The sequence below is a fragment of the Brachybacterium vulturis genome, assembly GCF_002407185.1.
Classification (GTDB): domain Bacteria; phylum Actinomycetota; class Actinomycetes; order Actinomycetales; family Dermabacteraceae; genus Brachybacterium; species Brachybacterium vulturis.
Window position 1 is genome coordinate 987,897 of the sequence record NZ_CP023563.1, and the last position, 26,771, is coordinate 1,014,667.

Sequence of the window (26,771 nt, forward strand, 5' to 3'; positions counted from 1 at the left end):
TGGAGGGCCGGTCACCGCGGATGCCGGCCCCCGGCGACGGGCCGGTCGGTAGACTCCCAGGTTGTGATCGCCTGCGGAAGTGACCGATGAGCCCCGGTACGACACCCGACGGGTCGGGTGACGCCGCCCCGCCCTCGGTGCCCGACGAGGCGGCGACCGAGTCCGCCCCGGGCGACCGTCCCGCCGAACGGCCGGCGCAGGATCCCGGGCTCCGGGCGCGGCGTCGCCGTCTGCAGGCCCTGGCCGGAGCGACCGTGTACGGCAGCGATGGGAGGACCGTGGGCCGGGTGCGTGACGTCTACCTCCGCGACGCCACCGGCGAGCTGGCCGCGATTGCCGTGATGCCGCAGCAGCTCAGCGCCGGCAGCGTGCTGATCCCGGCGGCTGCGATCGCCGCCCTGCCGGAGACGCTCGAGAAGTCCTCCGCCCCGCACCGTCCCGCTGTCGACGACGCGACCGAGCAGGACGGCGACCACGTCCTGCACCTGCTCGTCGACGCCGCCACCGCGAAGGCGGGCGCGCCCCCTCCGCTGACCCTGCATGCCACGCCCCAGGAGCTGCGGGCGGCCGCGGCGGCACTGCATCTCGAGGAGGGGTCCGCCCGCGCATGAGACTGCTGCTGCTCACCCACTACTACGGCCCGGAGTTCGGGGCTCCTCAGCGCCGCTGGTCGGCACTGATCTCGCGCTTCATCGCCGCCGGGCACCGGGTCACGGTCGCCGCGCCGGTGCCGCACTACCCGGCCGGTCGCCCCACCCCCACCCAGCGTCGCAGCCACAGGGTGGGCTCGGTCGAGCGGGGACGGCACGGCGAGGTCATCCTGCGCACCGCCTATCTGCCGCACCGCACGGACATCACCTCCCGCACCGCGGACCACCTGGTCGCGGCCTCCGATGCCCTGCGACGGCTGCGGCGGCGCTTCGCCCGGCCCGGCACCCGGCCCGACGTCATCATCGCCACCGCTCCGGCGATCCCCACCCTGATGGTGGGCCGGGCGCTCTCGCTGCTGTGGGACGTGCCGCTGGTGGTGGAGATGCGCGATGCCTGGCCGGATCTGGTCACCCATGTCGGCCCCGCCGGTGCACTGGACCCCGAGGCCGTGCATGCGGCGCGGCGCAGTGCGCCGCGGCGGGCGCTGTCCTGGGCGGTGGCGCTGGTGAAGGGCAGGGTGCATCAGCGGGTGACCGACTGGCAGAGCGGGGCCCGCGGCGTGGTCACCACCACCGGGCGGTTCGCCGAGGTGCTGCGCGAGCGCGGTGTGGAGCCGGTGTCCGTGGTGCGCAACGGCACCGACCTCTCCCTGGTGGCGCGCCAGCGTGATCACCCCAGCGGTGACCATCCCGAGCTGCGCTGCCTGTACCTGGGCAACATGGGCCGCTCGCAGGGGCTGGACACGGTGGTCCGGGCCGCTGCCGCACTGCGCCGGGAGGGCGTGGACGTGCAGGTGAGGATGGTGGGCCACGGGGTGGAGGCCCCGGCGCTGGCGGCGCTGGCCTATGAGCTCGACGCCCCGGTGGAGGTGATCCCGCGGATCCCGCACCGCCAGGTGGGCTCGCAGTACGCCTGGGCGGACACCGTCATCGTCTCGCTGCGCTATTGGGAGCCCTTCGCCTGGACCGTGCCCTCGAAGCTCTACGAGATCCTCGCGACCGGTCGGCACATCACCGCGCTGCTGGCGGGGGAGGCAGCGGATGTGGTCCGTGAGGCGCAGGCGGGTGATGTGCTCCCGCCCGAGGACGTCGACGCGCTCGCCGACCTGTGGCGGGAGCTGGCGGCGGAGCGCTCCCGCACGGCGGTGCGGGCCAGCGGCCGTGCCTGGGTCGCGGACCATGCCGATGATGACGTGCTCGCCCGCCGCTACCTGGAGATCCTCCAGCGGGTCACGCAGGCCTGAACCGCCACCGCGCGGCCGGGCCCGGGCGGCGGAGGGGAAGCGCCCGCTGCACCGCCGGCAGGGTCCTCACAGCTCGGTCTCCGCTCCCATCACCACGGTGCGATCGGTGGGCAGGTGCAGCACCAGGGTGCGCTGGGCCGAGGTCCGGTTCAGCTGTCGGAACAGCGCCCGCTGCCAGCGCGGCATCCCGCCGGCCTGCGTGCTCGCGCCGCCGCCCGGCGCCTTCTCCAGGCGCAGCATCGAGAGCACGTAGATCGCCTCGTCGAGGTCGAGGTCGAGCTCGGGGATGAAGGCCGGGCCGTCGGCGGGGCGGTCGCCATCGCGACGGCCGTGCTGTTCCACGGCGGCGCGCAGCGCGGCGGGGACGTCCTGCGAGTCGTGGAAGCCGACCTGGTACGTGAGCTGCACCAGGCCGTCGGCGCCGTCGCCCAGGACGTTCACGTGCACCCGGTCGTCGCGGTGCACATGCGGCACATGCTGGTGCTCGAGGGTCAGGATCACCACGTGCTGGTGGAGGACGTGGTGCATCTGCACGCTGGTGCGCAGCGCGAGCGGCACCGTGGTGGGCTCGCCGTGCGGGTAGACGGCCAGTCCCGGCACCCTCTGCACGGTGCGGGCGCAGCGGGCGATGAAGTCCTCGAGCGGGCCCTCCATCTCCTTGCGCCGCTCGGCCACCAGGCGGGCCCCGCGCCGCCAGGTGAGCATGATCGTGGTCAGCATCGCCGCGATCAGCAGCGGCAGCCAGCCGCCGTCCGGGATCTTGATCAGCGTCGCGGCCAGCAGCACCAGCTCGAGCCCGCCCACGATCAAGGCCAGCAGCGCCACCTGCCACAGCGGCCGGTGCAGGATCTGGCGCGCATAGAGCAGGAACAGCGCCAGCACCAGGATGATCGTCGCGGTGACGGCGACGCCGTAGGCGGCGGCGAGGGCGGAGGAGTGCTGGAACACCAGCACCAGGGTGACCACTCCGAGGAAGAGCAGCAGGTTCACGGTGCCCACGTAGATCTGTCCGCCGTGGACGGAGGAGGTCTGGGTGATCCTCATCCGCGGCAGCAGGGAGAGCCGCATGGCCTGACGGGCCACGGAGAACGCTCCGGCGATGACGGCCTGCGAGGCGATCACGGTGGCCATCGTCGCGAGCACCACCAGCGGGATCCGCAGCGACTCGGGCACCAGAAAGAAGAAGGGGTTCGCGATCGCGTCCGGATCGGAGAGGATCAGCGCCCCCTGCCCGAAGTAGTTCAGCAGCAGCGCGGGCAGCACCAGGCACCCCCAGGCCAGGGCGATGGGGTGATGGCCGAAGTGGCCCATGTCCGCGTACAGCGCCTCAGCGCCGGTGATGGTCAGCACCACCGCGCCCATCGCGATGAAGGCGACCAGCGGCCGGTCCACCATGAACGCGATCGCGTAGCTCGGGGACAGGGCGCGCAGGATCGTGGGCTGGGCCAGCACGTGCGGCAGCCCCATCGCAGCGAGGGTCAGGAACCATACCGCCATGACCACGCCGAAGGAGCCGCCGATGCGCCCGGTGCCCCAGCGCTGCACGGCGAACAGGGCGGTGAGCACGATCAGCGCCCCGGGCAGGATCACCGCGTCGGGGACGGCACCGGTGACCTCGATGCCCTCGAAGGCGGAGAGCACCGAGATCGCGGGCGTGATCAGCGAGTCGCCGAGGAACAGGGCGGCGCCGAGGACCCCCAGCACCAGCGCGACCCCCGCCTCCCGCGGGCTCGCCTCCGGACCGAGCTTGCGCAGCACCAGCGCGGTCAGCGCCAGGACCCCGCCCTCGCCCTGGTTGTTCGCCGTCATGATCAGCCCGATGTAGGTGACGGTGATGATGGTGATCAGGCACCAGGTGACCATCGAGACCACCCCGAGCACATCGGATTCGTTGGGTGCGACCGCGTTGTGGTGGGAGCTGAAGACCGTCTGCATCGCGTACAGGGGGCTGGTGCCGATGTCCCCGAACACCACGCCGAGCGCACCGAGCATCAGCAGCGGCACCGGCTGACGGGGCCGCGGCACGCCCCGATGGTCGAGGTGGCGGTGTGCGTGCGAGTGCTGCGGGGGCTCGTCGGAGCGGGGCGAGTGTGAGGTGTCCTCGGTCACATCATCGATCCTGCCACCGTTCGGGCCGGATGCACCCTCCGCCGAGGAAACAGTTCGATGTCGTGCGCGAGGGCGCCGCGACGGGCTCTGCGGCGTCCTGGCGACGCCGGACCCGGCTCCGGACCGGGTGCTCGTCGGCGCTCCGTCTACGATGAGCCCATGACGTCCTCGGCCACTTCCTCGCCCGGGCCGGGGCGCGGGAGCCGCCGGGCGGCACCCGTCGGCCACGCCGCGATGCGCTCGGCCAACCTGAGCCTGCTGCTGCGCCACCTGCACACCCGCGGCGGTCGCTCCCGCGCGACCCTCGCCCAGGAGACGGGACTGTCCAAGGCCTCGGTCACCTCGCTGGTCAGCGATCTCGCCGAGCTCGGGCTGGTGCAGGAGGGCCAGGTCGAGCGCCGGGGCACCGTGGGCCGGCCCGGCACCGAGGTGCGCATCTCGCCGCTGCATGTCGCCGGGATCGGGCTCGAGCTGAACGTCGACTACCTCGCCGTCTGCTTGCGCGACCTCGCGGGGGAGGTCCGCTTCACCTCGTCGGTCCCGATGCCCTACGTGCTGGACGCGACGGTGGCGGACGGCCGGGCATACCCTCCCGGCCTGGTCCTGGACCGTGTCGCGCAGCAGCTGGCCGAGAGCCTCGAGGTCGCCTCCCGGGAGGGGCTCTGGGTCGCCGGGGTCACCATCGCCCCGCCCGGACCCATCGACTACGAGGGGGGCAGCGTGCGCGTCGCCGCGAACCTGGGCTGGACGGACGTGCCGCTCGGGGAGGAGCTCGCCGCCCGCCTCGGCCCCGAGCACCCGGCGCTCTCACTGGAGAACGATGCGAAGCTCTCGGCGCTCGCGGAGGCGCCGCGGCTGGCCCGGCGCGGCATCACGGACCTGGTCTATCTCACCGGCGACATGGGCGTCGGCGCGGGGATCCTCGCCGAGGGCAGGCTGATCCGCGGCTGGTCCGGGTTCTCCGGCGAGGTGGGGCACATCGGCCTGGACCCGGCGGGGGTGCGCTGCCGCTGCGGGCGCCGTGGCTGCTGGGAGACGATGGTCGGCTTCGACACCGTGCTCGCGGTCCTCGACGAGGATGACCCCGCCCGGTCCGGACGCCTGCCGATGCTGGACCGGCTCGAGCATCTGCGGGTGCTGCTGGAGGCGGGCGATCCGCGCCTGCACGAGCGCTTCACGCTCCTGGTGGACGACCTGGTGCGCGGCATCGGCGTGCTGGTGGACGTGCTGAACCCGCAGGCGATCGTGCTCGGAGGCTACTTCGGATACTTCGCGGACCTGCTGGTGGGCCGGGTGCAGTCCGCGCTGGATGCGCGCCTGCTCGCCGCCGACGGACGGGTCGAGGTCAGCGGGTCCGCGCTCGGCCTGGACGCCGCGGCCATCGGCGGTGCCGCAGCGGCGCTGGAGCGGGTCCTCGAGGATCCCCTCCTCGCCCCGCCCCTGAGCGCCGACGCCTCGGCCTGATCCGCGCACCGATTCCTCGCCCCGATCCCTTGACACCGGGCACCGCTGCCCCTAGTTTGTTCTGAACGTGAACGTTTTAGGTGTCGGGGCTCCCGCGCGATGAGCGCACCCCTGCCGCCCTCGACGAAGGAGCGAGCATGATCAAGTTCGGCACCGGTGGCTGGAGGGCCATCATCGGGGACGAGTACACCCGGGAGAACGTGCGCCTGCTCGCCCAGGCGCTCGCCGATCGGATGCACGCCGAGGGCGTCGTCGAGCGGGGACTGGTGATCAGCTACGACCGCCGCTTCCTCTCCGACGTCTCCGCCTGGTGGGCGATCGAGGTGCTCGCCGGCAACGGCATCCCGGTGCGGGTGATCACCCGCCCGGTGCCCACCCCGATGTGCATGTGGACGGTGCAGCAGACCGGCGCCGCCTACGGCATCGCCGTCACCGCCTCCCACAACCCGGCCCTGTACAACGGGCTGAAGATCTTCACCGAGGGCGGGCGCGACGCCGACCTCGGGGTGACCGACGAGCTCACCGCGCACGTGGCGACCCTGAGCGCGAAGGACGTGCGCTCCCTGGCCCCGCACGAGGTGCACGACAGCGAGCTGGTGACCGAGCAGAACTCGATCAACTGGTACCTCGATGCGATCATCGACCAGCTGGACCTCGAGGCGATCCGCCACGCGCACCTGAACATCGTGCTGGACCCGATGTTCGGCGTGGCCCAGACCAGCCTGCAGACCATCCTGGTCAGCGCCCGCTGCCAGGTCGAGGTGATCAACGCCCGCCACGATCCCCTGTTCGGCGGTCGCATGCCCTCCCCGGCCGAGGGCAGCATGACCCCGCTGCGCCAGGCCGTCCTGGAGCACGGTGCGGACCTCGGCATCGCCACCGACGGCGACGCGGACCGCCTGGGCATCATCGACGACCAGGGCGCCTACCTCAGCCCGAACCAGGTACTGGTGCTGCTGTACGAATACCTGCTGACCGGGAAGGGCTGGACCGGACCGGTGGTCCGCAACCTCTCCACCACCCACCTGCTGGACCGGGTCGCGGCCGCGCACGGCGAGGTCTGCCACGAGGTGCCCGTCGGCTTCAAGTGGATCAGCGCGAAGATGCTCGAGACCGATGCGGTCATCGGCGGCGAGTCCTCCGGCGGCCTGACGGTGCGCGGTCACATCCCCGGCAAGGACGGCATCCAGGCGGCCGGCCTGCTGGTGGAGATGGTCGCCCGCTCCGGTAAGAAGCTCTCCCAGCTCTATGCGGAGCTGGTGGAGCGCCACGGCTCGCTGGTGATGGAGGAGGCGGCCTACGGCTACACCCCCGAACGCCGCGAGGAGCTGCAGAAGCGGATCTTCGTCGAGCACGAGCTGCCGGCCTTCGACCGCGAGATCGACCGGATCTCCTGGGAGGACGGCTGCAAGGTCTACTTCGCCGACGATTCCTGGCTGACCATCCGCTTCTCCGGCACCGAGCCCGTGATCCGGGTGTTCTCCGAGGCGGAGACCGCCGAGGAGGCCCAGCAGCTCTCCCGCACCATCGCCGACCACTACGACCTGGGAGCATGATGACCCCCACCATCACCACTGCAGTCGTCCTCGCCCGTGGCCTCGGGACCCGCATGCGGGCCGAGGGCCAGAGCAGTCTGAGCGCCGAGCAGGCCGCCGCCGCGGCCTCGGGCCACAAGGCGCTGATGCCGATCGGCGAGCACCGCCTGATCGACTACTCGCTCAGCGCCCTGGCCGATGCCGGGATCCGCAGGGCGGTGCTCGTCGTCGCCCCCGAGCACGAGGACTTCACCCGTCACCTCGCCGAGCTCGCCCCGTCCCGGCTGGAGGTGGTCCTCGCCGTCCAGGAGGAGCCGCGGGGCACGGCAGACGCCGTCTCCTCCGCCCGCGAGGCCGTGGGCCAGGAGCCGTTCATCATGGTCAACGGCGACAATCTCTACCCCGGCGAGGGGATCGGCCACCTGCTGCAGGCGGAGGGCAACGCCCTGCTCGGCTTCGAGCGCTCCGCCCTGGTCACGGACAGCAACATCGCCGCCGACCGCATCGCCGCCTTCGCCCTCATCGAGCAGACCGACGGCCTCCTCGAGCAGATCCTGGAGAAGCCCGACGCCGAGGCCATCGCGGCCGCGGGTCCGGACGCCCTGGTGAGCATGAACTGCTTCGCCTTCACCTCGGAGATCTTCGAGGCCTGCGCCCGGATCGAGCCCTCCTCCCGCGGGGAGCTGGAGATCGTCGACGCCGTGCGGGAGCTGGGGACGGTGCGGGTGCTGCCCTTCGCCGGCGGTGTCCTGGACCTCTCTCGCCGTGACGACATCGATGAGGTGCAGCGCCGCCTGGCCGGCGTCGAGGTCTCCCTGTGACGCCCACCCCCATCACCTGGGCGATGCCCGGGCGGATCGAGGTGCTCGGCAAGCACACCGACTACGGGGGCGGGCGGGTGCTGGTCTGCGCGGTGGACCGCGGGATCACCGTCCGCGTGGAGGAGACCACCGGCCTTCCCGGCACCCTCGAGGCGGTCAGCGACGCCTACCCGGGCGCGCTCCACCTGGAGGCCGAGGCGCTGCCGACGCTCCCGGCGGGGCACTGGGGGCGCTACGTCCACACCGTCCTGGCCCGGCTCACCGACAACTTCGGCCCGCTGCGCCCGGCCCGGCTCACCGTCTCCTCCGATCTGCCGCCGGCCTCGGGCATGTCCAGCTCCTCGGCGATGATCACCGGTGCCGCGATGGCGCTCGCGGATCTCAACGGCCTGCCGGAGACCGCGGCCTGGTCCTCCCAGCTGCCGGACCGGATGGCACTGGCCGGGTACGCCGCCTCGATCGAGAACGGCAAGAGCTTCGGCACCCTGGCGGGCCGGCCCGGTGTGGGCACCAGCGGCGGCTCCCTGGACCACACCGGGATGCTCGCGAGCGAGGAGGGGCTGATCTCCTACGCGGAGTTCGACCCGATGCGCGTCATCGACCGGGTCGCGCTGCCGAGCGAGTGGTCCTTCGTGGTCGCCGTCAGCGGGGTGCTCGCGGAGAAGACCGGCGGCGCCCAGGAGCTCTACAACCGGGGGCCGGCACTGCTGGCCGACCTCACCGCACGATGGAACCGCATGACCGGCCGGAGCGATGCCACCCTGCAGGGGGCGCTGCGCTCCCTGGTCGGGCCGGACCTGGAGAACCCGCTGCTGCCGGGAGCGGAGCTGACTGCTCCGCTGCCCACGGGCGGGGCTCTGGAGGCCTCGCCGCTGGCGCGCGATGAGCGGCTCGCCCCGCTGCGCCGCCTCGCGGCCGAGGGCGTGGAGCGGGACCGGCTGGACCAGTTCCTGCTCGAATCCGCGGTGCTGGTGCCGCGCGCCCACGCGGCGCTGCGGGCCGGGGACCTCGAGGCCTTCGCCGCCGCGACGACCACCTCACAGCAGCTGGCCGAGACGCACCTGCGCAATCAGGTCCCGCAGACCATCGCACTGTCGCGCAGCGCCGAGGAGCTCGGTGCCCGCACCGCCTCCGCCTTCGGCGCGGGTTTCGGCGGCAGCGTCTGGGCACTGGTCCCGACGGCCGACGCGGACGGCTTCGCCGCCGCCTGGCGGGAGCGCTACCTGCGCACCGAGGGCGCGCCGGAGACGGCCAGCACCCTGGTGACCCGGCCGGGAGCGCCGGGCCGGAGGGTGGACCCGGCCACGGTCTGAGCGCTCAGTCGGGGGAACCGGGTCGACGGTCCGCGCGGGCCCGGGCCGGTCCGGGGCCGGGCGTCCTGCTCGATCCGGCCCCCGGCGCGGTCAGATCTCCAGGTTCTCCTCCGGGTCCGGGCCAGGGGCCCGACCCGGGCGCTCGTCCAGGTGCTGATCCGCCTCGCGCACCGCACGGAAGGCCGGCGCCACCACCTCGTCCCGCAGCGCCTGGCGCTGGTCCGCCGGTGCAAAGCCCGCCTCGAGCCCGGTGAGCACGACCTGCTCGAGGTCCGCCAGCGACCAGTCGAAGGTCTGCGCCACCAGCAGCATCTCCCGGGAGGTGCGGGTGCGGCTCATCAGGCGGTTGTCGCTGCTGAGCGCGATCGCGAAGCCCAGGCGGTGCAAGGAGCCGACGGGGTGGGAGGGGTAGTCGGCGGCGGCACCGGTCTGCAGGTTCGAGCTGGGGCACACCTCCAGGCAGATCTGTGCGTCGTGCACGCGCGCGGCGGTGGGCCCGAGCTGCAGGGAGGCCGGATCCGCCCCGTCACCGAGGTCCTCCAGCAGCCGTACGCCGTGCCCGATCCGCTCGGCGCCGCAGTCCAGCGCGTCGGCGATCGAGGAGGGGCCCTCGGCCTCCCCGGCGTGGATCGTCACCCGCACGCCGTGCTCGCGGGCACGCTCGAACTGGGCCCGGAACCCTGAGGCCGGGAACCCGGCCTCGGGACCGGCGAGATCCAGGCCCAGCACCCCGGTGCCGCGGCGGGCGATGGCGATGTCCACCAGGTCGTCGGTGGGCTCGAGGTGGCGCAGGTAGCACAGCAGCTGGCCCACCACGATGCGCCTGCCGGATTCGGCGGCCGCGGCGACGCCCTCGTCGAGCCCGTCCTGGACGGCCTGCACGGCCTCGTCCAGGGTGAGCCCGCCGGCGGTGTGCTGGTGCGGATCCCAGCGGGTCTCGGCGTAGACCACCCCGTCGGCGACCATGTCCTCGACGAACTCACGGGCGATGCGCCGCAGCTGCGGGGCGGTCTGCATGAGCGCGACCGTGTGCTCGAAGGTGGAGAGGTACTCGGGCAGCGAGCCGGAGTCCGCGGCGGTGTGGAACCAGTCCGCGACCGCCCGGGCCTCCGCGGCATCGTCGGCCGGCGGAGCACCGTCGGGCCCGGCGGGCGCCTGAGCCGTGCTGGCCGCGTCCCCGATTCCGGGCACCGCGAGGCCCAGCTCGCGGCTCAGCTCGAGCACGGTGCCGGGGCGCAGCCCCCCATCGAGGTGATCATGGAGCGCGACCTTGGGCAGCGCCGCGACGAGGGCAGGAGTGAGTTCCATCCATGCAGGATACGCGGGGTGGGCGCTCGGTTGCAGAGCCCGGCGGGCGGGACCGTACGGGACTCAGCTCAGTCCTGACCCGAGCGCCTGGCAGCGGCTGGCAGGAGACTGGCTCACGTCTCGAACGACAGACTCCTGGAATCCTTCGGCTGCACGACCTGATAGGTGCCGATCTGGGCGAGGATATCCGTGAGGGGGAGTGCACGATCGATGGTTCCGACCGCGTGTGCACCGGCGGGCCCTCTGACCGAACAGGTTGAACCGGCCCGGAAACGATGAGAAGAACCAGGGGCCGCGGTGGTCATGGGTCCGCCAACAGTCGCGGGACGGGCGCCACGTCAGTCTGGGGAAGGTCGCGAGCACGGAGGTGGGCGGGGGTGGCCCGACAGTGCTGAGCCAGCGCGCATCAGCGTCGGATGTCATCCGGCAGCCCAACCGGAGGCGTCGTCCTGCGCCATTCCCTTCAGCAGCTTGATCTCCGTCCAGTCGCCGTCATCGACGACCTCCACGGCGGTTCGCCCGCCGAACTCCTCCAGGGGACTGGTCATCCAGTACAGGACCCCCCAAGGGTCCGGTGCCGCTGGCAACAGGGTCTGGAAGAGCTTCTTCATCGGTCCGGGAACGTCGCCTGCACGGATTTGGAAGGACGGAAAGGCCGAGACATCATCGCTCGTGGTCACCCTGAGGAGCGTGGACTTCTGCACGCGAGCTGAGACGGCTTGGCGGCTGATCCCTCCGAGCTTCTCCCCGATCTTCTGGGAGGTGTAGAAGGTGCCGAACCGGTCCCGATTCCTGGCAATCTCCCGGAGACGTTCAGAGCTCGCGCTGACGGCTTCGGAGGCGGTCTGCTCGGTGAACTCCGTGATCTCGTGATCTTCGATCATCGTGTCGAGCTCGCGTCTGAAACCGGCCAGGACCTGGTCGCGCCATGCATGTGCAGGCTGTGCTGGCTGCGGAGTGACAGTGCTCATCGGGTCCTCCTGTCGGTGTGGGGTGTCCACCGATGTCAAGGTGCGTCAATGCTACAGCAGGACCTCAGTGCTGTTCGAGCGGCTCGTCGTGCGCACTCTCGGTGCCTTCAACCACCGACCTCAGCCCGCACTCGCGGCCCGGTGCTTGGCGGCGAGGTCGACGTAGACGCGGGCGTTCTCCCGCAGCGCCTCGAGCCCTTCCTCGTCCAGCTGCCTGCGGACCTTCGCCGGCACCCCGGCCACCAGCGAGCCGGGCGGGATCTGCATGCCCTCGGTGACCACGGCGCCCGCGGCGACCAGGCTGCCGGCCCCGACCACGGCGCCGTTGAGCACCACGGCGCCCATGCCGATCAGAGAGTCGTCCTCGACGGTGCAGCCGTGCAGCACGGCGCGGTGGCCCACGGAGACCCCGGCACCCACCACCGCCGGGAATCCCTGGTCGGTGTGGACGACGCAGCCGTCCTGGATGTTCGAGCGCTCGCCGATCGTGATCGAGTCCATGTCCCCGCGCAGCACGGCGCTGTAGAACACGCTCGAGCTCTCGGAGAGCGTCACCGTCCCGATCAGGGTGGCGTTCGGCGCCACCCAGGCGGTCTCGGGCACCTGGGGCGCAGCGCCCTCGAATTCGATGATGGTCACGGGGTGCTCCTTCGTCCGACGGGTGGGTCCTCGACAATGACGGTACGTGGAGGCGCCGTTCCGCGTGCCGCCGTCCGGCAGGGCGCCGGGGTGCGCGGCGCTGCGCCGCCCTGGCGGTCGAGTGCGACCCACGGCACCACTCAGTCGCTGAATGGGGTGCCGTGCGTTGCACTCGATGCCGAACGCTCGGGTGAGAAGCGCCTGGCAGCGCTCAGCCGCGCCTCACAGCGCCCGCCAGAGGCTGGCCACGGCCTGCCCGCCGCCGATGCACATGGTCGCCAGGCCCAGCTCCCGACCGGTCACCCGGAGGTTCTCGATGGTGCGGGCGGAGATGATCGCACCGGTCGCACCGATCGGGTGGCCCCAGGCGATCGCGCCGCCCAGCGGGTTCACCAGCGCCGGGTCCAGGCCCAGATCGCGCACGATCGGCACGGCCTGCGCGGCGAAGGCCTCGTTCAGCTCGATCCAGCCCAGATCCGCCGTGCTGAGCCGGTGGCGGTCCAGGATCTTCTCGATCGCGGGCTTGGGGGCGTAGCCCATCACTGCCGGGTCGATGCCCACCTTGGTGAAGTCGACCAGCTCTGCGAGCGGGGTCAGGCCGCGCCGCTTCGCGACTGAGGCGCGGGTGAGGACCATCGCTGCGCCGGCGTCGTTGATGCCCGAGGCGTTGCCGGCGGTGACGGTGCCGCCCTCGCGCTGGAACACCGTGCGCATCGCGGCGAGCTTCTCCGGCGTCACCGCGCGGGGATGCTCATCGGTGTCCACCACCGTGTCCCCGCGTCGGCCGCTGATCGTGACCGGAGTGATCTCCGCCGCGACGGCGCCGGAGGTCAGCGCCTCCTGGGCGCGGCGCTGGGACTCCAGCGCAAAGGCGTCCTGCTGCTGCCGGGTGACGCCGTACCTGGCGGCGACGTTCTCCGCCGTCACCCCCATCGGCACCTCGTCGAAGGGGTCGGTGATCAGCGCGGAGGTGCCGTCCATCAGCACCCGATCCCCGAGCGAGTAGCCCTGCTTCGCGGAATAGTCCAGGAACGGCTGGGCGGACATGTTCTCCGTGCCGCCGGCGACCACGAGGTCCGACTCGCCGCTCCTCAGCTCCGCGGCGCCGAGGGCGATCGCCTGCATCCCGGAGCCGCACAGCCGGTTCACGGTCATCGCGGTCGAGGTGACCGCGGCGCCGGCCTCGATCGCGACGCGTCGGGAGATGTAGGCGTCGCGCCCGGTCGCGCCGACGCAGCCGATCACCCACTCCTGGACCTCGTCGGCCGCGACCCCCGCTCGCTCGAGGGCCGCCGTCGCGGCGGTCGCCCCGAGGACGTGCGCGGGCACGACGGCGAGGGACTTCCCGTAGGAGCCGACGGGGGTGCGGGCATGACCGAGGACGACGATCGGGTCATCGCTGGGACGCATAGGGAGCCTTTCGGAGGGGGAACAGGCGTGCGGGAGCGCGGACCCGCCCGTCGACGGGGCCGGCCGGGCCCGGAGGCTGGACCTCCGGGCCGCGGAGCCGCGGGTCAGCTGGTGAGGGAGACGGTGAAGTCGGGCTCGGTGAGCTCGCGGATCTGCTCCTCGGTGACCTCTGGGGCGAGCTGGGTGAGCACCAGCCCGTCTCCCGTGACGTCGAAGACGGCCAGCTCGGTGATGATCCGGCCCACCACGCCCACACCGGTCAGCGGCAGGGAGCATTCGTGGACGATCTTCGCCGAGCCGTCCTTGGCGGCGTGCTGCATCATCACCACCACCCGCCTCGCACCGGCGACCAGATCCATCGCCCCGCCCATGCCCTTGACGAGCTTGCCGGGGATCTGCCAGTTGGCGATGTCGCCGGTGCCGGTGACCTGCATGGCGCCCAGGATCGCGATGCCCATCTTCCCGCCGCGGATCATGCCGAAGCTGGTGGCGGAGTCGAAGATGGTCGCACCGGGCAGCAGCGTGATGGTCTGCTTGCCGGCGTTGATGAGGTCCGGGTCCTCCTCGCCCTCGTACGGCCAGGGACCCATCCCCGTCACGCCGTTCTCGGACTGCAGGGTGATGTTCACGCCTGCGGGCAGGTTGTTGGCGACCAGGGTCGGCATGCCGATGCCGAGGTTCACGTAGTCGCCGTCGCGCAGCTCGGCCGCCGCGATCGCGGCCATCTCGTCACGGGTCCAGGCCATTTCAGGCCACCTCCTGCGTCTGGGAATGCGGCGTCTCGGGTCGGGGGTGCACGGTGCGCTGCTCGATGTCCTTCTCGGCAGTGGCCTGCATCAGGTGGTGCACGAACACGCCCGGGGTGTGGATGTCGTCGGGTGCGATGCCGCCGGGTGCCACGATGTGCTCGGCCTCGGCGAAGGTGACCTCGCCGCACATCGCTGCCAGCGGGTTGAAGTTGCGGGCGGTGAGTCGGTATCGGAGGTTCCCGTAGTGATCGGCGGTGTGGGCGTGGACCAGCGCGAGGTCGGCGTTGATCGCCCGCTCGAGCACATAGGTGCGGCCGTCGAACTCGGCGGTGGGCTTGCCCTCGGCGATCGGGGTGCCGTACCCGGTGGGCGTATAGAAGGCGGGGATGCCGGAGCCGCCGGCGCGCATCCGCTCGGCGAGGGTGCCCTGGGGGACGAACTCGACGTCCAGCTGCTCGTCGATGTACTGCTTCATGAACAGCTTGTTCTCCCCGACGTAGCTGGAGAGCACCTTGGTGATCTGCCCGTTCTCCAGCAGGATCCCCAGGCCCTTGCCGTCCACCCCGAGATTGTTCGAGGCGACAGTGAGGTCCTTGACCCCGCTGTCGCGCACGATGGTGATCAGATCGGTGGGGATCCCGCACAGGCCGAACCCTCCCACCGCGATGGTCATGCCGTCGCGCAGCACCGCGGTGAGCTGGGCGGCGGCGTCGTCCGTGACCTTGGACATCGCTGTCCCTCCTGTCAGTGGGTCAGCCCTTCGTGCGGTCCCGCGGCAGGCTGGACGCATCGAGGGCGTGTCACCCCCGACCATAGAGGGTCCGCGGTGACCGGTGCCACAGAGGGGTGGACAGCATTCCCGTGCCGGATTTGTAGATTCCTACAGCCGCGGAGCACCTCCGGCCGTGCAGGGTCGGCGATCCGCCGCCCAGATCGGCCAGTGCCTGGGGCGAGGTGGCGGCGCGGCGGATGTCCTGGGCGTGTTCCTCGCAGCCTCCGTCGCCGTGCCAGGGCTGCTGTGCGCTCCTGCGACCTCCACGGCCGCGCCATCTCGACCGCCGAGAGCGTCGACATGGAGCACTGCACGATGGGACCGTAGCCGGCCACCCGCCGGTGGTGAGTGCTGCTGGATGGAGTGATGAGCCGGAGGCTCGCCGAGGAGCAGCTGTTTCCGCGCGGGTCACGGGGCGTCGGAGGAGTCCGGACGGTGCTCGGCAGGGTCGTCGGCAACGCGGGGCCGCACACCTCGTCGCGACGCTGCGGCGCTCCCCCCGTCCTCGGGGTCGCCCGTGGCCGGGGAGACGGTGGCGCCGTCGTCCTGCCGGCGACGACCGAGCCGCAGGAGCTGATACTTTACGCGCTGGGACGCGGTGGCGCGGTCGGCCACGCGGTGTCGCGGATCCAGGGGGTCCTTCCCCAGGACCGGGTCGTCCCCGGTCTGATACCGATCGGACCAGATCTGGATCAGCAGCCATGCCAGTGCCGTGTACGGCACGGCCAGGATCGCGCCGATGATCCCACCGACGATCGTGCCGATCGTGAGGGCGAGCAGCACGATCAGCGGGTGCAGGCTCAGCGCGCGACCCATGACGAGGGGCTGGAGCAGGTTGCTCTCGAGCTGGTTGACGACGAGGACGATGACGATCACGATCACGGCATCGAGGGGCCCGTTGGTCACCGCCGTGACCGTGGCGGCCAGCACCCCGGTCACCGTGGCACCGAGCACGGGGATGAATGCGCCGATGAACACGATCACCGCGAGCGGGATCGTCAGCGGCACCTGGAGAATGGCCAGTCCGAGCCCGATCAGCACGGCATCGACCAGGGCGACGGTGGCGGTGCCGCGCATATATCCGCCGAGCACGGAGGAGGCGCGATCGATGGACTCGGCGAGCTTCGCCCGCGTCTCGCCGCGGAACCATCGCAGGGTGAAATCGGCGATCCGCGTGCCGTCCTTCACGAAGAAGAACAGCAGCACGGCGATCAGCAGCAGACCGGTGAGGATCTCGGTCAGGGCCGAGACCCCGGTGAGGGTGCTGCTGGCGAGGTCGTTGCTGGAGACGTAGTCGCTGAGCCCCTGGATCGCGCCTTCGAGATCCGGGACCTCGATCGGCAGCGGGCCCGAGGAGAGCCAGTCCCTCAGCTCCGCCCAGCTGTCCCCGGCGGAGTCCACGAGCGTGTCCCACTCGGCGCGGATGGCGAGCACCACGGCGCCGATCACCGCGGCGACCATGATCACGATCCCGAGGAAGGCGACGGCGGCCGCGGCGAGCGGGGGCCACCCTTTATGCAGCAACCAGCGCACCAGCGGCGCGACGGCGGCGGCGAGGATCCATGCGACGAGCACGGCGACCGCCACGACCATCACCCGCTGGAGCAGCCAGACGGCACCGACGACCACCGTGGCGATCAGGAGCAGCTGCGCGGCACGCGCTCCGGCCCTGCCCAGCGGACCGGCCCAGACGCCGGGCGGAGGCGGGGGATCGCTGCTCGGAGTTGCTGTCATGATGTCCTTCCTCAGGAGCGGTCCGCTCGCACGACGGACGGCGTCGGATGCGCCTCACCCTAGGACGCCTCCTCACCTCTCCGCCGCCCGCCGACCCACCGGCGCAGGAGGCGCTCGCGCGACCGTCCGGTCGGTCTCGACAATCGGGTGCGCCCTGGACCCGCTGGTCTGGAAGGGTGGGCACCATGGACGACACGCACGGCGCCTCGGACGCAGCGGACCCTGCGACGGGCGCCAGGGTGCTGCTGGTGGCCGATCCCGGGCTGCCCACGGCGAGGGCCCGAGCCATCGAGGGTCAGCTGCAGCAGCTGCTCGATGAGGCCTACAGCCCGCCGATCAGCCTCGAGGTGAGCACGGCGATGCTGCGACTGCGGGCGGACGAGACGCTGGACCTCTCCCAGGCGGTGGAGCTGTCGGAGTCCTTCGGCGATCCGGATGTGGTGCTGCTGCTGACCGAGATCCCGCGCCTGCAGGACGGCCACCCGCTGATCGCGGAGATCTTCCCCGAGCAGAACATCGCGGTGATCTCCTGTCCCACCCTGGGGGTGGTCACCACAGGCCGCCGGATCCTCGACGTGATGATGAGCTGCACGGTGCGGATGAAGCCGCTGCACGACGCCCGCGACACCTCCCGCTACGAGCGCTGGTGGACGACGTGGCGGGAGGGGGACGGCACCGAGGCGCATCCGCTCCTGCTGGCGTCACGGTTCCTCGGGGGTGCCCGGACGGTGACCGGCATGGTGATGGGCAACGAGCCGCTGCGCACCGCGCCGAGGCTCTCCAGCGCTCTGGCGGCCGCCGCCGCGACCGGGGCGTTCGGCATCTTCTACAGCTCGATCTGGTCGATGTCGATGTACCTGTCCACCCAGCGCCTGGTGGGCATCGGGGTGCTCGCCATGCTCGCGATCACCGCCTGGCTGATCATCGGCAACAAGCTGTGGGATGCGCCGAAGAACCAGGGCCTCGCGAGGGTGGTGCTGCTCTACAACCTCTCCACCGCCCTCACCCTGCTGATGATCGTGGGCCTGTTGTATCTCGCCCTCGTGGTGCTGATCTTCACCGGGGCGCTGATCGTGATCGCGCCGGAGTACCTCTCCGAGGTCATCGGGCGTGACGCCGAGGTGGTGCGGTACCTGGACATCGCGTGGCTGAGCGCAGCGATGGGGATCGTCGCCGGGGCGCTGGGGTCGAGCTTCGACAAGGAGACCGATCTGCGCAGCCTCACCCATGGTCAGCGGGAGCGGCAGCGGATGTACACCGAGGAGAAGGCATGAGCGGCGAGAGCACACCGGCCCGCACCCTGTGGGCGGGTTGTGGCCGGCTCGGCCTGCGAGCCGGGGCGGCGTTGGTGGCGGCCGGGGGAGAGGTGCACGCACTGCGCCGCGACGTGAGCGGCCTGCCCGAGGGGTTCGGTGCCGTGCCGGCGGATCTGGCGCACCCCGTGGAGGGGATGCTCCCCCCGGCCGACGCGATGGTCATCACCCTGCCGCCACCGGAGACCCCCGGCGGGTACGAGACGGTGCTGCGCCACCTGGCCGCCGCCCTCCCGCAGCTCCCGGCGCGCACCGTCTTCGTCTCCTCCACCCGGGTGTTCGAGGGGTACGCGGCGCGTGCAGACCCCGCCCCCGTGCTCACCGAGGAGGATGCTCCGCAGCCGCTCGGCGACCGGGCCCGCAATCTCCTGGACGGCGAGCGGGCGGCGCGGGAGCTGTTCGACGCGATCGTGGTGCGACCGGCCGGGATCTACGGTCCGGGCCGGGACCGGCTGCTGCGCACGGTGCGCGCAGGACGGCCCGTCGCGCACCGGCGGCGCACCAACCGGATCCACGAGGAGGACCTCGCCCGACTCCTGGTCGCCCTGCTCGAGCACCCGGACCCGCCGCAGCTGTTGCACGCCGTCGACGATGCACCTGCCCGTCTCGGCGAGGTGGTCACCCATATCGCCGATCGGCTCGCACTGCCGGTGCCGCCCGCCGCCGAGCCCGATCCCGGCCACGGCACCGTGCTGAGCGGGGCGCTGAGGAAGCAGCTGCTCGGCCCCCTGCGCCATCCGGACTTCCGCTCCGGATACGACGCGATGCTGGTGGACCAGCGGCACTGAGTGTGTCGATCGGATGCGGCGGCGCGAGACCGCGGCACATCGCCCACGTATCCGCGTGCGCCAGGCCAGGCTGGTCCTCGAGGACGCCACGCGAATCACGCCCGGAGTCCGTTGCGTTTTTGGTGTTTAGGTACAACACTGAGGACATGGAGAGCGACTGGTTGACCACGGGTGAGACGGCGAGCATGCTCGGTGTCTCCCGTCAGCACGTCGTAGATCTCTGTGACCGTGGCGAACTCAGCTTCTCCCGCGTGGGTACGCATCGGCGGATCCGCCGCAGCGACGCCCAGCAGGTGCTCGAGCCCGAGCTCACCCGTGAGCAGGAGAAGAGCCTGTGGCTGCACCGGGCGTTGCTGGGGCCGCTGATGATCGACCCGAGCACAGTCCTGGATCAGGCGCAGCAGAACATCGAGAGGTGGCTGCCGAAGCACCGTGCGGACGGCATGGCGGCGGGCTACCTCCGCCAGTGGAAACAGATCCTGGACAGCGGAGTCGACGACGTCGTCGCAGTGCTCGTGGGCACCGATGAGCACTCCAGCGAGCTGCGGCAGAACAGCCCGTTCGCGGGTGTGCTCCCAGAGGACGATCGCCGTCGAGTGCTCTCGTCGTTCCGGGAGCACTGGGGCCAGGAGCACACCGCGGCGTGAAGCGACAGGAGCTCGCTCATATTCTGCGCGCCGCCTGCGATATCGCTGGCGATCGGCGCATCCTCGTCCTCGGTTCTCAGGCCATCCTGGGGACCTTCGACGAGGACGCTCTGCCTCCTGCGGCCACCGCCTCCCTCGAAGCCGACATCGCCTTCCTCGACGATCCAGAGCGGATCAAGGCGGACGAGGTCGAAGGCGCGATCGGAGAGATGTCCGGGTTCCACCTGTCCTACGGGGTCTACGCGGAGGGCGTCCACATCGAGACGGCTATCTACCTGCCAAGCGGCTGGCGCGGCCGCTTGATCAGCTGGCAGCTTCGCTCCTCAGAGCCCGCAGATCCGCACTTCCTGGAGCCCCACGATCTCGCGATCTCCAAGCTCGGAGCGCGCCGGGCGAAGGACCTTGACTTCGTGGACGCACTCATCACGGCTCGACTGCTCGATCTCGGGACCCTGCGCGAGCGCTGCGCGATGATTCCGGACGAGCACGCCGTCGTCCGGCGCCGTGTCGACAGCTTCCTGGCCAGCTACGACGATCGACCCTGTTGAGAACAGGGAGCGCGACTGCTATCGCTGAGAGAAGCCGCGCCGCACCTCCGTGGGCGAATCGAGGCCCCACCCGAGGAAGTCGACGTCGGTCCCGTGACGTGCGCTCGCGGGTGTTGTGTGCGCTGGCGGTGAGGGCCCTGCATCGATGTCGAGCACCTTCTGCGTTCATCGGGGCTTCCGCCACCAGGTGATCGAGTCAGGCGCCGACTGTTCCTCGGCGGCGCGCTCACCGCGCCGGCTCAGGAGCTGCGCAGGCGGGACGGCTCAGCGCCGCGGAAGGAACGACAGTCCGATCATGGCCAGCGCGAGGGCGAAGTGCAGCCAGTCGTCGGCGGAGTTCAGCGGTACGAAGTTCGCCGTGGAGTCCTTGTCGACGAGCAGGCCGTAGATCCACAGCACCGCGTAGATGATCCCGCCGACCAGCAGATACCCCCGCGCTGTGCGAGAGACCCTCGACAGTCCGAGGCCGGCGAGGCCGAAGATCAGGTGGATGATGTTGTGCAGGAAGGACACCTGGAAGATGCCCAGCAGCATCGCCTCGGAGCGAGCGGCCATCTCTATCGAATCGAAGTCGGCGGTCACGCCGGGTACGAAACCGGCGATGCCGACGACCAGGAAGACGAGCCCGAACAACAGCGCGGCCAGCTGCACCGGAGAGCGTGTCCTGGCCCGAGCCGAGGTGGGAGGGGCGGAATGGGTGGCGTTCATCGTCGAGCCTCCGATCGTGGGCTCCGCTGAGGAGCGTCGAGGGCACGCCCGGCACGGCGCTCGCACCGAGCGGATTCACCACGGAGCGGGGCGCTCCGCTCACGATCCAGACTATGCCGGTGGGAGAAACCCGCAAGCGGGCCGACCGAACGGATGGGCTCCGCCGGCCGCGTCGCCGCACCGATGAATGGCGCTGACTGGCACGAGCGCGAGCGGGCGGGATTAGCGCCAGCTGTGCTGCGGGTCGTACCCCAGCACGCGGCGGGCCTTCTCGATCGACAGCAGGGTCCCGTGGCCGGAGATGTCCCCGTGCACAGGGACATCCGGGAACACCTCGGCGACGAGCTCGGTGTTGTCGCGGGACATGACGGTGTCCGCGGCGGCGATGATGAAGCGGTCGAAGCCGGTCTCCCGATGCTCGAGCGCCAGCCGCACCGCTTCGGCACCGTCGCGACCGTCGAGGTAGCCCCAGAGGTTCCAGCGCCGCAGCTGCGCATCGGCGTCGAAGGACGGGAAGGCGGCGTAATCCTCCTGGTCCATGACGTTCGAGAACCGCAGCGCGATGATCTTCAGCTCCGGATGCCACCGCGTGAGCTCGATCGCCAGCTGCTCCTCGAGATGCTTGGACAGGGAATAGGTGGACTCCGGGCGGGCGGGATACTCCTCGTCCACCGGGATGTACGGCGGCGGGGTGTCGAAGGGGAGCCCGAGGACGGTCTCGCTGGAGGCCGTGACGATGTTCCGGATCCCCGCCCTGAGCGCGGCGGTGAACACGTTAAAGGTGCCCAGCAGGTTGTTGTGGAACGTCGCGGTGTTGGTCGCCAGGCCCGGGGCGGGGATGGCGCTGAGATGCACGACGGCGTCGAAGCCCTGCGGTGCCTGCTCGTCGATGCCTGTGAGCGCATCGAGCACCTGGCCGGCATCGGTCAGGTCTATCTGCACGAAGCCCGGGCCGCGCTCGCCGGCGCGGTCGAGGTTCACCACCTGGTGCTCGTGGGCCTGCAGATGCCGGACCACCGTTCGTCCGAGCTTTCCCGAGCCACCTGTCACTGCGATTCTCATCGGGCCATCGTGCACCCTGGCGCGGCATGACGCACCCAGTGGACCGACCGACTGTGCGGCACGGGTGCTTCTCGATGCCCGCCTGCTGGTCGGTCGGATCCGGGCTCTCGTGGCATGTCCGGAGCTCGCCGCCGATAAATCGCTGTGACCGGCCGGGACTCTTCGCTACGGTGCCAGCATGACCACCGACATCACGGACGATCCCGCCCCCAGCGCGGCGCCCCGCTCTGCTGCCGAGCTCGCCGCCACCCTCCACACCGCCGCCGAGGACAGCGCCTTCAGCGGCGTGATCCGCGTGGACCACGGCGCCACCACCGTGCTCGAGAAGGGCTACGGCCTCGCCGATCGCGCATATGGCATCGCGATGACTTCCGGGCACCGCCTGGGGGTCGCCAGCATCTCCAAGGGCTTCACGGCCCTCGCGATCGGCGCGCTGATCGATGACGGCGCCCTCACCCTCGACACCCCGGTGCGCCCGCTGCTCGGCGAGGACCTGCCCGAGGTCGACGACGCGGTCACGGTGGGGCACCTGCTGGCCCACACCTCGGGGATCGGGGACTACCTCGACGAGAGCGCCGTGGAGATCACCGACCACGTGCTCGAGGTCCCCGTCCACACCCTCGTGGATGCGGAGGACTTCCTGCGCGTCCTGGACGGCCACCCGCAGGTGAGGACCCCCGGGGACCACTTCGAGTACAACAACGCCGGGTACGTGCTGCTCGCCCTGCTCGCCCAGCGGATCGCGGGCTGCGGCTTCCACGAGCTCGTCCGCGCCCGCGTGCTCGCCCCGGCCGGCATGATCGCGACGGACTTCCCGCGGATGGATGAGCTCGGCGGGGACGTGGCGCGCAGCTATCTCGACGAGGAGGGTCTGCGCACCAATGCGCTGCACCTCCCGGTGCGGGGCAGCGGCGACGGCGGCGCGGTCACCACCGTCGCCGATCTCGCCGGCTTCTGGCCCGCGCTGCTGGAGGGGCGCATCGTCTCCCCGTCCACGCTCGAGGCCCTCACGGCCCCGCGCGTCGTGGTCGAGGACGAGGAGATGCGCTACGGGCGCGGCTTCTGGCGCGGCCTGGACTCCGAGCTGCTGATCCTCGAGGGCTATGACGCCGGGGTCTCCGCGCGCACCTGGCACGATCCCGCCACCGGGATCACCGCCTCGGTGCTGGCGAACCACTCCGACGGGGCGTGGCCCGTGCTGGTGGCGATCGACGGGGTGTGAGGCATCGCAGCATCGATGCCGCTGCCGCGTGAGGCTCACCCAATACGTGAGGGGCTCGCCGGAACAGATCCCGGCGAGCCCCTCGTGCTGCGTGCAGGAGCCTCAGCTGCCCAGGTTCTCGATCGCGTAGTCGGCCTGCTCCTGGGTGAACTGGCCGCCGTACTCGGAGGTCAGCTGGTCATGGATGGCATCGGGGGACATCGCCATCTCCTCCTGGAAGACTCGGGCTGACTCCAGGGCGTTCTCGTTCCAGTCCGCGTCGATGGTGTCGACCGCGTACTGGGCCTCCTCCTCGGTGAACTGATCGCCGTGCTCGGAGGTGAGCTGATCGAAGATGCCCTGCTTCGACATGTTCAGGGTGTCGGAGTAGCTCTCCGCGGACTTCAGCGCGTTCGCGTTCCAGTCCGCCTCGAGGTTGTCGATGGCGTACTGCGCGGCCTCGTCGGAGAACTGGCCGCCGTAATCGGAGGTGAGCTGGTCGAAGATGCCCTTCTTCGACATACCCATGGTGTCGGAGTAGGACTCGGCCTGCGTCAGCGCCGAGGTGTGATCGGCCGGGACATCGGCCTCCTCGCCCGGCGCCTCCTCCGCCGCTGCCTCCTCGGCGGGTGCCTCCTCGGCGGGAGCGACTTCCGCAGCCTCCCCCTCGGTGGAGGCCTCGGCCTGCTCGGAGGACTCCGGGGCCGAGGCGGCCTCGTCGGAGTCGCCGCCGCTGGTGGCGACGAGCGCGGCGCAGCCTCCGAACAGGATGATGACGAGCAGGGCGAGGATGCCGCAGCCCAGGGCGATGAACTTGCCCTTGCCGCGCTTCTTCGGGGCGGCGGGCGCGGGCTGTCCCGGCACGGCGCCGTAGGGGGCGCCGCCCTGGGGCTGGCCGAACGAGGGGTCGTACTGGGGCTGGTTCTGCCCCTGCGGATCCATGGAGGACACAGGCTGCTCCTGATGCTGATTTCGGGCGCGTTGGAATCACCCGACGTGGGAAGGGATGTGCCCATGTCGCCACGGCGTGGGCTCTGTCGTTCCGATGAGCTGTGCAGTGGTTCTCGGGCGTCGGCGCCCCGGTCATGAGGAGGAGTGCCGAGTACTCTTATCATCAACTACCGGTCGGACAGTTGACGCCCGCATCGACTGTGTCCCTGCTGACATGTGTAACTTTTCTGTATCGGGTGCCCGTCGAACGGGACCGATGTCCCGTCGGCTCCGGGAGTCGAGTGGGCTGTGGATCCTCAGCGGCTCCCCGGTGATGGCGGGGTGTCGGTCGCTGCTGGCCGGCATCCTCGCCGCCGCCATGTCCGCGCCGTCCTCCCCGCTGTCCGTGCTGGGCTCCTCGACCGTCACGTTCGTGGCCAATGGGCTGCGGTCGCTTCGGCACCGGGAGCCTGCCTCGGCCGCGTCCAGCGAGCCGCTGGAATCCGGTGGTAGGTGGCGACCGGCGGTCGGACGGAGAACGCGACTCTGCAGCACGCGATCTGGATGAGGATGTGCCGGCAGAAGTATGGGGAGGTCGTGCGGAACGAGTCAACCATACTTTGGAGGGCAAGAAAGTATGAACATCTCCCGGATGGCGCTGTCTGTATACTTTCATGCAGGGAAAAGTATGACTGACGGAGAGGGCGCCACCTCATGACACTTTTCGGGATCGATCCGGTCGCCGACGCCGTCCATGATGCTCTCCGAGCTCTCGAGCGAGGTGAGAACCCCGGTGAGCGTCGCCTGTTCGACTTCAAGGAGGAGGCGGGACGACGAGACGCGGAAGGAGCTCTCCGTCCAGGAGGGCCTCGCAACGAGTCCGCAGCGAAGAAACTTGCAGGCGAGGTCGCATGCATGGCGAACTCCCCCGGCGGCGGAGCGCTGATCGTCGGGGTCGCCGCCGATGCGAACCCGATCGGTGCGGAACTCGACGTCGACTGGCTGCAGGTCCGTCTCTACCAACTGCTCCAGCAGGCTTACACGACGGTCGTCACGGAAGCACAGGTGCGTGGTGCGCGCGTACTCATCATCCGCTGCCCGCCGGCCGTCGAACCGATCCGATGGCAGAACAGGATCACCTGGCGCGTCGGCGACCAGTGCCAAGACGTCGACCCTGCCACATGGCACGAACGACGTTCGCGCGCCTGGGGCTACGACTGGTCGGCGCAGAGCAGTGGCCTGCGGCCCTCTCAGGTCCGTGCTCAGGCGGTGCAGATCGCGCGCGACTTCCTTCAGCTCTCGGGAGACCCCCGCGCGGAGGACCTCGCCGAGGCCTCGGACGATGACCTGCTGCGGCGGTTGGCCGTGATCAAGGATGACGGCACGCTCACCAATGCCGGTGCGCTGCTCTTCGCGGGGCGCCGGACTACGGCACTGGATCTCATCCGACGTCCTGGCGCAGGTGCGGACAGCGAGGAACGGATCCACGAACCGGGACGGTCGGTGCTCGAGGAGCTCGCGGAGGTCTTCGCCGTGGTGCGGGCATACAACCCCGAAGTGCATGTCGAACGGGGACTGGTGATCGGGCGCGTTCGAGCGCTCCCGGAACGCGCCGTGCGAGAAGCGATCGTCAATGGCGTCGCCCATCGGGAATGGACGGACGAGAGACCGACGACGGTGGAGCACATCGGCAGGACGCTGCGGGTCACGAGCCCTGGCGGGTTCTATGGTGGCGTGCGCAGCGACAACATCATCAACCACCCACCGGTCTCCCGGAACAAGGACCTCAGTCAGTTGCTGGCCACGTTGAGGATCGCCGAACGGCAGGGGATCGGGGTGGACCGCATGTTCGCAGACATGATCCGCCATGGACACCCGTCGCCCGTGATCGAAGAGCTCGACGGGGTTGCCGTACGAACGGTGCTTGCGGGTGAGCGCCCGGATCTGGGGTGGATCGAGTGGATCTCGAGCATCGAGCCCGACCCGCGTCGAGACCTCAGGGTCCTGATGGCTCTCCATCACCTGTCTGCGCAGAGGTGGACTGATCCGGTGGATCTCCACCCGCTGCTTCAGCTGACGGTCGCGGAGTCTCGCCAGGCGGTGGAGAGGCTCTTGGATCACCGCCGTGCCGGGCGGCCGGTGTGTCACGAGATCGACGGCATCCCGCCGTCGGCGCCAGTGCCGTCCGTCGCGATGGAGGTGGAGAGCGTCGAGGCGCTCGCTGCTCTCCGCCGGTCGTCGGGAGTCACGAGCCGGGCCTCCTCGCGCGAACAGATCGCGCGCTCGTATGCGCGGGCGCGGGGGCGCATCAGCACGACGGAGCTCGGGAGCATCGTGGGTGCTGCGCGCACGAACGTGGGCGGCGTGCTGCGAGCACTGGAGCAGCAGGGTGATCTCGCGCCATCTCGAGAGAGCCGTCGTGGTCCTGGTTTCTACTATCGCTTCAGGGGAGACTCACAGTGACGTCGGGAACGCCTGGGCAGTGCTCCACCGGGCCCAGCCGGCATAGCTGCCGTCGATCTCGATGATGTCAGAGCTGGTGCGGCGCAGGGCAGGGGCCGCCACCGAGTTGCGCAGCCCGGACTGACAGAAGGTCACGATCGTTCCAGCGCCCGGGTCGAAGAGCCAGGCGATACCCGCGCGCGCCCGCACTGGGAACAGTGCGGGGCGGCGCAGGCACGCTGGGTTCAGGATTCGCTCGCCGCGCGGTCATAGGAGTCGGAGCCCTCGGTGAATGCCTCCCGTCCCTGGCAGATCACATCCTCGATACGCCGTTCGATCTTCATCAGCTCGTCGCGCAGGCTCTGGAACAAGGTCGGGTGGGACCCCTGAGAGGTGCTCCTTCCTGCGGATCG

Annotated in this window: 25 protein-coding genes; 12 read left to right on the top strand and 13 right to left on the bottom strand. The window is 70.7% G+C overall.

The window, feature by feature from the left end; translation table 11 throughout:
• The first annotated feature begins 86 nt into the window (after positions 1-86).
• Both CFK38_RS04425 and CFK38_RS04430 read left to right on the top strand, forming a co-directional pair.
• Positions 87-611 (top strand): PRC-barrel domain-containing protein, encoded by a 525-nt coding sequence (locus tag CFK38_RS04425; protein WP_096801992.1) that lies wholly within the window; start codon positions 87-89, stop codon positions 609-611.
• The gene (locus tag CFK38_RS04430) at positions 608-1,894 is read left to right on the top strand and encodes a glycosyltransferase family 4 protein (protein WP_096801993.1); all 1,287 of its coding nucleotides are present in this window, start codon (positions 608-610) and stop codon (positions 1,892-1,894) included. The genes CFK38_RS04425 and CFK38_RS04430 overlap by 4 nt, the downstream gene beginning before the upstream one ends.
• A 66-nt stretch (positions 1,895-1,960) precedes the next feature.
• Here the strand turns inward: CFK38_RS04430 and CFK38_RS04435 are convergent, their stop codons facing one another.
• Positions 1,961-3,919 (bottom strand): potassium transporter Kup, encoded by a 1,959-nt coding sequence (locus tag CFK38_RS04435; RefSeq protein WP_245851219.1) that lies wholly within the window; start codon positions 3,917-3,919, stop codon positions 1,961-1,963.
• A gap of 243 nt (positions 3,920-4,162) precedes the next feature.
• Between CFK38_RS04435 and CFK38_RS04440 the strand changes: the two genes are divergently transcribed.
• The 4 genes from CFK38_RS04440 to CFK38_RS04455 all read left to right on the top strand — a co-directional run bounded on the left by CFK38_RS04440 (position 4,163) and on the right by CFK38_RS04455 (position 9,136).
• Positions 4,163-5,467 carry an ROK family transcriptional regulator gene (locus CFK38_RS04440; RefSeq protein WP_096801994.1) on the top strand — a complete coding sequence of 435 codons (1,305 nt, stop codon included), beginning with the start codon at positions 4,163-4,165 and terminating at the stop codon, positions 5,465-5,467.
• 137 nt (positions 5,468-5,604) lie between these two features.
• Positions 5,605-7,023, top strand: coding sequence for a phosphoglucomutase/phosphomannomutase family protein (locus CFK38_RS04445; protein WP_096801995.1), 1,419 nt, complete (start codon positions 5,605-5,607; stop codon positions 7,021-7,023).
• Positions 7,020-7,823, top strand: coding sequence for a sugar phosphate nucleotidyltransferase (locus tag CFK38_RS04450; protein WP_245851220.1), 804 nt, complete (start codon positions 7,020-7,022; stop codon positions 7,821-7,823). The genes CFK38_RS04445 and CFK38_RS04450 overlap by 4 nt, the downstream gene beginning before the upstream one ends.
• A complete protein-coding gene (locus tag CFK38_RS04455; protein ID WP_096801997.1) occupies positions 7,820-9,136 on the top strand; it encodes a GHMP family kinase ATP-binding protein in 1,317 nt (438 codons plus the stop codon). The genes CFK38_RS04450 and CFK38_RS04455 overlap by 4 nt, the downstream gene beginning before the upstream one ends.
• Before the next feature lie 90 nt (positions 9,137-9,226).
• Here the strand turns inward: CFK38_RS04455 and CFK38_RS04460 are convergent, their stop codons facing one another.
• From CFK38_RS04460 to CFK38_RS04490, 7 genes are all read right to left on the bottom strand, one after another.
• Complete coding sequence (locus CFK38_RS04460; protein WP_096801998.1) at positions 9,227-10,444, bottom strand: adenosine deaminase; 1,218 nt, start codon at positions 10,442-10,444, stop codon at positions 9,227-9,229.
• 419 nt (positions 10,445-10,863) lie between these two features.
• The gene (locus CFK38_RS04465; RefSeq protein ID WP_096801999.1) at positions 10,864-11,415 is read right to left on the bottom strand and encodes a sigma-70 RNA polymerase sigma factor region 4 domain-containing protein; all 552 of its coding nucleotides are present in this window, start codon (positions 11,413-11,415) and stop codon (positions 10,864-10,866) included.
• Positions 11,416-11,535: 120 nt separating this feature from the next.
• Positions 11,536-12,054 (bottom strand): gamma carbonic anhydrase family protein, encoded by a 519-nt coding sequence (locus CFK38_RS17735; protein WP_096802000.1) that lies wholly within the window; start codon positions 12,052-12,054, stop codon positions 11,536-11,538.
• Between the two features lie 222 nt (positions 12,055-12,276).
• Complete coding sequence (locus CFK38_RS04475) at positions 12,277-13,464, bottom strand: thiolase family protein (RefSeq protein WP_096802001.1); 1,188 nt, start codon at positions 13,462-13,464, stop codon at positions 12,277-12,279.
• A gap of 104 nt (positions 13,465-13,568) precedes the next feature.
• The gene (locus CFK38_RS04480) at positions 13,569-14,210 is read right to left on the bottom strand and encodes a CoA transferase subunit B (protein ID WP_096802002.1); all 642 of its coding nucleotides are present in this window, start codon (positions 14,208-14,210) and stop codon (positions 13,569-13,571) included.
• A gap of 1 nt (position 14,211) precedes the next feature.
• Entirely contained in the window at positions 14,212-14,943 is a 732-nt protein-coding gene (locus CFK38_RS04485; RefSeq protein WP_096802003.1) for a CoA transferase subunit A, read from the bottom strand.
• A gap of 450 nt (positions 14,944-15,393) precedes the next feature.
• Positions 15,394-16,719, bottom strand: a complete 1,326-nt coding sequence (locus tag CFK38_RS04490; protein WP_245851221.1) for an AI-2E family transporter — start codon at positions 16,717-16,719, stop codon at positions 15,394-15,396.
• A 185-nt stretch (positions 16,720-16,904) separates the two neighbouring features.
• On the opposite strand from CFK38_RS04490, the gene CFK38_RS04495 reads away from it, so the two are divergent.
• The 4 genes from CFK38_RS04495 to CFK38_RS04510 all read left to right on the top strand — a co-directional run bounded on the left by CFK38_RS04495 (position 16,905) and on the right by CFK38_RS04510 (position 20,015).
• On the top strand, positions 16,905-17,993 hold the full coding sequence (locus tag CFK38_RS04495) for a hypothetical protein (RefSeq protein ID WP_096802005.1): 1,089 nt from the start codon (positions 16,905-16,907) through the stop codon (positions 17,991-17,993).
• Positions 17,990-18,820, top strand: a complete 831-nt coding sequence (locus CFK38_RS04500; RefSeq protein ID WP_096802006.1) for a sugar nucleotide-binding protein — start codon at positions 17,990-17,992, stop codon at positions 18,818-18,820. The genes CFK38_RS04495 and CFK38_RS04500 overlap by 4 nt, the downstream gene beginning before the upstream one ends.
• Positions 18,821-18,966: 146 nt before the next feature.
• The gene (locus CFK38_RS04505) at positions 18,967-19,467 is read left to right on the top strand and encodes a helix-turn-helix domain-containing protein (RefSeq protein ID WP_096804215.1); all 501 of its coding nucleotides are present in this window, start codon (positions 18,967-18,969) and stop codon (positions 19,465-19,467) included.
• On the top strand, positions 19,464-20,015 hold the full coding sequence (locus CFK38_RS04510) for a DUF6036 family nucleotidyltransferase (RefSeq protein ID WP_096802007.1): 552 nt from the start codon (positions 19,464-19,466) through the stop codon (positions 20,013-20,015). The genes CFK38_RS04505 and CFK38_RS04510 overlap by 4 nt, the downstream gene beginning before the upstream one ends.
• Before the next feature lie 264 nt (positions 20,016-20,279).
• On the opposite strand, the gene CFK38_RS04515 is transcribed toward CFK38_RS04510, so the two are convergent.
• Together CFK38_RS04515 and CFK38_RS04520 are read right to left on the bottom strand one after the other, a co-directional pair.
• Complete coding sequence (locus CFK38_RS04515) at positions 20,280-20,723, bottom strand: DUF4383 domain-containing protein (RefSeq protein WP_096802008.1); 444 nt, start codon at positions 20,721-20,723, stop codon at positions 20,280-20,282.
• A gap of 222 nt (positions 20,724-20,945) precedes the next feature.
• Positions 20,946-21,785, bottom strand: a complete 840-nt coding sequence (locus CFK38_RS04520) for an NAD-dependent epimerase/dehydratase family protein (RefSeq protein WP_096802009.1) — start codon at positions 21,783-21,785, stop codon at positions 20,946-20,948.
• A 178-nt stretch (positions 21,786-21,963) separates the two neighbouring features.
• On the opposite strand from CFK38_RS04520, the gene CFK38_RS04525 reads away from it, so the two are divergent.
• Positions 21,964-23,007 (top strand): serine hydrolase domain-containing protein, encoded by a 1,044-nt coding sequence (locus CFK38_RS04525; protein ID WP_096802010.1) that lies wholly within the window; start codon positions 21,964-21,966, stop codon positions 23,005-23,007.
• Positions 23,008-23,109: 102 nt separating this feature from the next.
• Here CFK38_RS04525 and CFK38_RS04530 read toward each other — a convergent pair whose 3' ends face one another.
• Positions 23,110-23,928 (bottom strand): Ltp family lipoprotein, encoded by an 819-nt coding sequence (locus CFK38_RS04530; protein WP_096804216.1) that lies wholly within the window; start codon positions 23,926-23,928, stop codon positions 23,110-23,112.
• A gap of 702 nt (positions 23,929-24,630) precedes the next feature.
• Here CFK38_RS04530 and CFK38_RS04535 point away from each other — a divergent pair.
• Positions 24,631-26,379 carry an ATP-binding protein gene (locus tag CFK38_RS04535; protein WP_096802011.1) on the top strand — a complete coding sequence of 583 codons (1,749 nt, stop codon included), beginning with the start codon at positions 24,631-24,633 and terminating at the stop codon, positions 26,377-26,379.
• On the opposite strand, the gene CFK38_RS04540 is transcribed toward CFK38_RS04535, so the two are convergent.
• Both CFK38_RS04540 and CFK38_RS17740 read right to left on the bottom strand, forming a co-directional pair.
• Complete coding sequence (locus CFK38_RS04540; RefSeq protein ID WP_172895744.1) at positions 26,371-26,514, bottom strand: hypothetical protein; 144 nt, start codon at positions 26,512-26,514, stop codon at positions 26,371-26,373. The genes CFK38_RS04535 and CFK38_RS04540 overlap by 9 nt on opposite strands.
• 89 nt (positions 26,515-26,603) lie before the next feature.
• Positions 26,604-26,729: a hypothetical protein gene (locus CFK38_RS17740; RefSeq protein WP_275542287.1), complete on the bottom strand. Its 126-nt coding sequence runs from the start codon at positions 26,727-26,729 to the stop codon at positions 26,604-26,606.
• Between the last annotated feature and the right edge of the window lie 42 nt (positions 26,730-26,771).

What these genes read in the sequence shown, in the direction of transcription:
- CFK38_RS04515 (WP_096802008.1), bottom strand. Translation starts at nt 20,723, where the DNA reads ATGAACGCCACCCATTCCGCCCCTCCCACCTCGGCTCGGGCCAGGACA.
- CFK38_RS04535 (WP_096802011.1), top strand. Translation starts at nt 24,631, where the DNA reads ATGACACTTTTCGGGATCGATCCGGTCGCCGACGCCGTCCATGATGCT.
- CFK38_RS04480 (WP_096802002.1), bottom strand. Translation starts at nt 14,210, where the DNA reads ATGGCCTGGACCCGTGACGAGATGGCCGCGATCGCGGCGGCCGAGCTG.
- CFK38_RS04530 (WP_096804216.1), bottom strand. Translation starts at nt 23,928, where the DNA reads ATGGATCCGCAGGGGCAGAACCAGCCCCAGTACGACCCCTCGTTCGGC.
- CFK38_RS04490 (WP_245851221.1), bottom strand. Translation starts at nt 16,719, where the DNA reads ATGACAGCAACTCCGAGCAGCGATCCCCCGCCTCCGCCCGGCGTCTGG.
- CFK38_RS04450 (WP_245851220.1), top strand. Translation starts at nt 7,020, where the DNA reads ATGATGACCCCCACCATCACCACTGCAGTCGTCCTCGCCCGTGGCCTC.
- CFK38_RS04460 (WP_096801998.1), bottom strand. Translation starts at nt 10,444, where the DNA reads ATGGAACTCACTCCTGCCCTCGTCGCGGCGCTGCCCAAGGTCGCGCTC.
- CFK38_RS04520 (WP_096802009.1), bottom strand. Translation starts at nt 21,785, where the DNA reads ATGAGAATCGCAGTGACAGGTGGCTCGGGAAAGCTCGGACGAACGGTG.
- CFK38_RS04430 (WP_096801993.1), top strand. Translation starts at nt 608, where the DNA reads ATGAGACTGCTGCTGCTCACCCACTACTACGGCCCGGAGTTCGGGGCT.
- CFK38_RS04465 (WP_096801999.1), bottom strand. Translation starts at nt 11,415, where the DNA reads ATGAGCACTGTCACTCCGCAGCCAGCACAGCCTGCACATGCATGGCGC.
- CFK38_RS04475 (WP_096802001.1), bottom strand. Translation starts at nt 13,464, where the DNA reads ATGCGTCCCAGCGATGACCCGATCGTCGTCCTCGGTCATGCCCGCACC.
- CFK38_RS04525 (WP_096802010.1), top strand. Translation starts at nt 21,964, where the DNA reads ATGACCACCGACATCACGGACGATCCCGCCCCCAGCGCGGCGCCCCGC.
- CFK38_RS04505 (WP_096804215.1), top strand. Translation starts at nt 18,967, where the DNA reads ATGGAGAGCGACTGGTTGACCACGGGTGAGACGGCGAGCATGCTCGGT.
- CFK38_RS04425 (WP_096801992.1), top strand. Translation starts at nt 87, where the DNA reads ATGAGCCCCGGTACGACACCCGACGGGTCGGGTGACGCCGCCCCGCCC.
- CFK38_RS04440 (WP_096801994.1), top strand. Translation starts at nt 4,163, where the DNA reads ATGACGTCCTCGGCCACTTCCTCGCCCGGGCCGGGGCGCGGGAGCCGC.
- CFK38_RS04485 (WP_096802003.1), bottom strand. Translation starts at nt 14,943, where the DNA reads ATGTCCAAGGTCACGGACGACGCCGCCGCCCAGCTCACCGCGGTGCTG.
- CFK38_RS04495 (WP_096802005.1), top strand. Translation starts at nt 16,905, where the DNA reads ATGGACGACACGCACGGCGCCTCGGACGCAGCGGACCCTGCGACGGGC.
- CFK38_RS04445 (WP_096801995.1), top strand. Translation starts at nt 5,605, where the DNA reads ATGATCAAGTTCGGCACCGGTGGCTGGAGGGCCATCATCGGGGACGAG.
- CFK38_RS04500 (WP_096802006.1), top strand. Translation starts at nt 17,990, where the DNA reads ATGAGCGGCGAGAGCACACCGGCCCGCACCCTGTGGGCGGGTTGTGGC.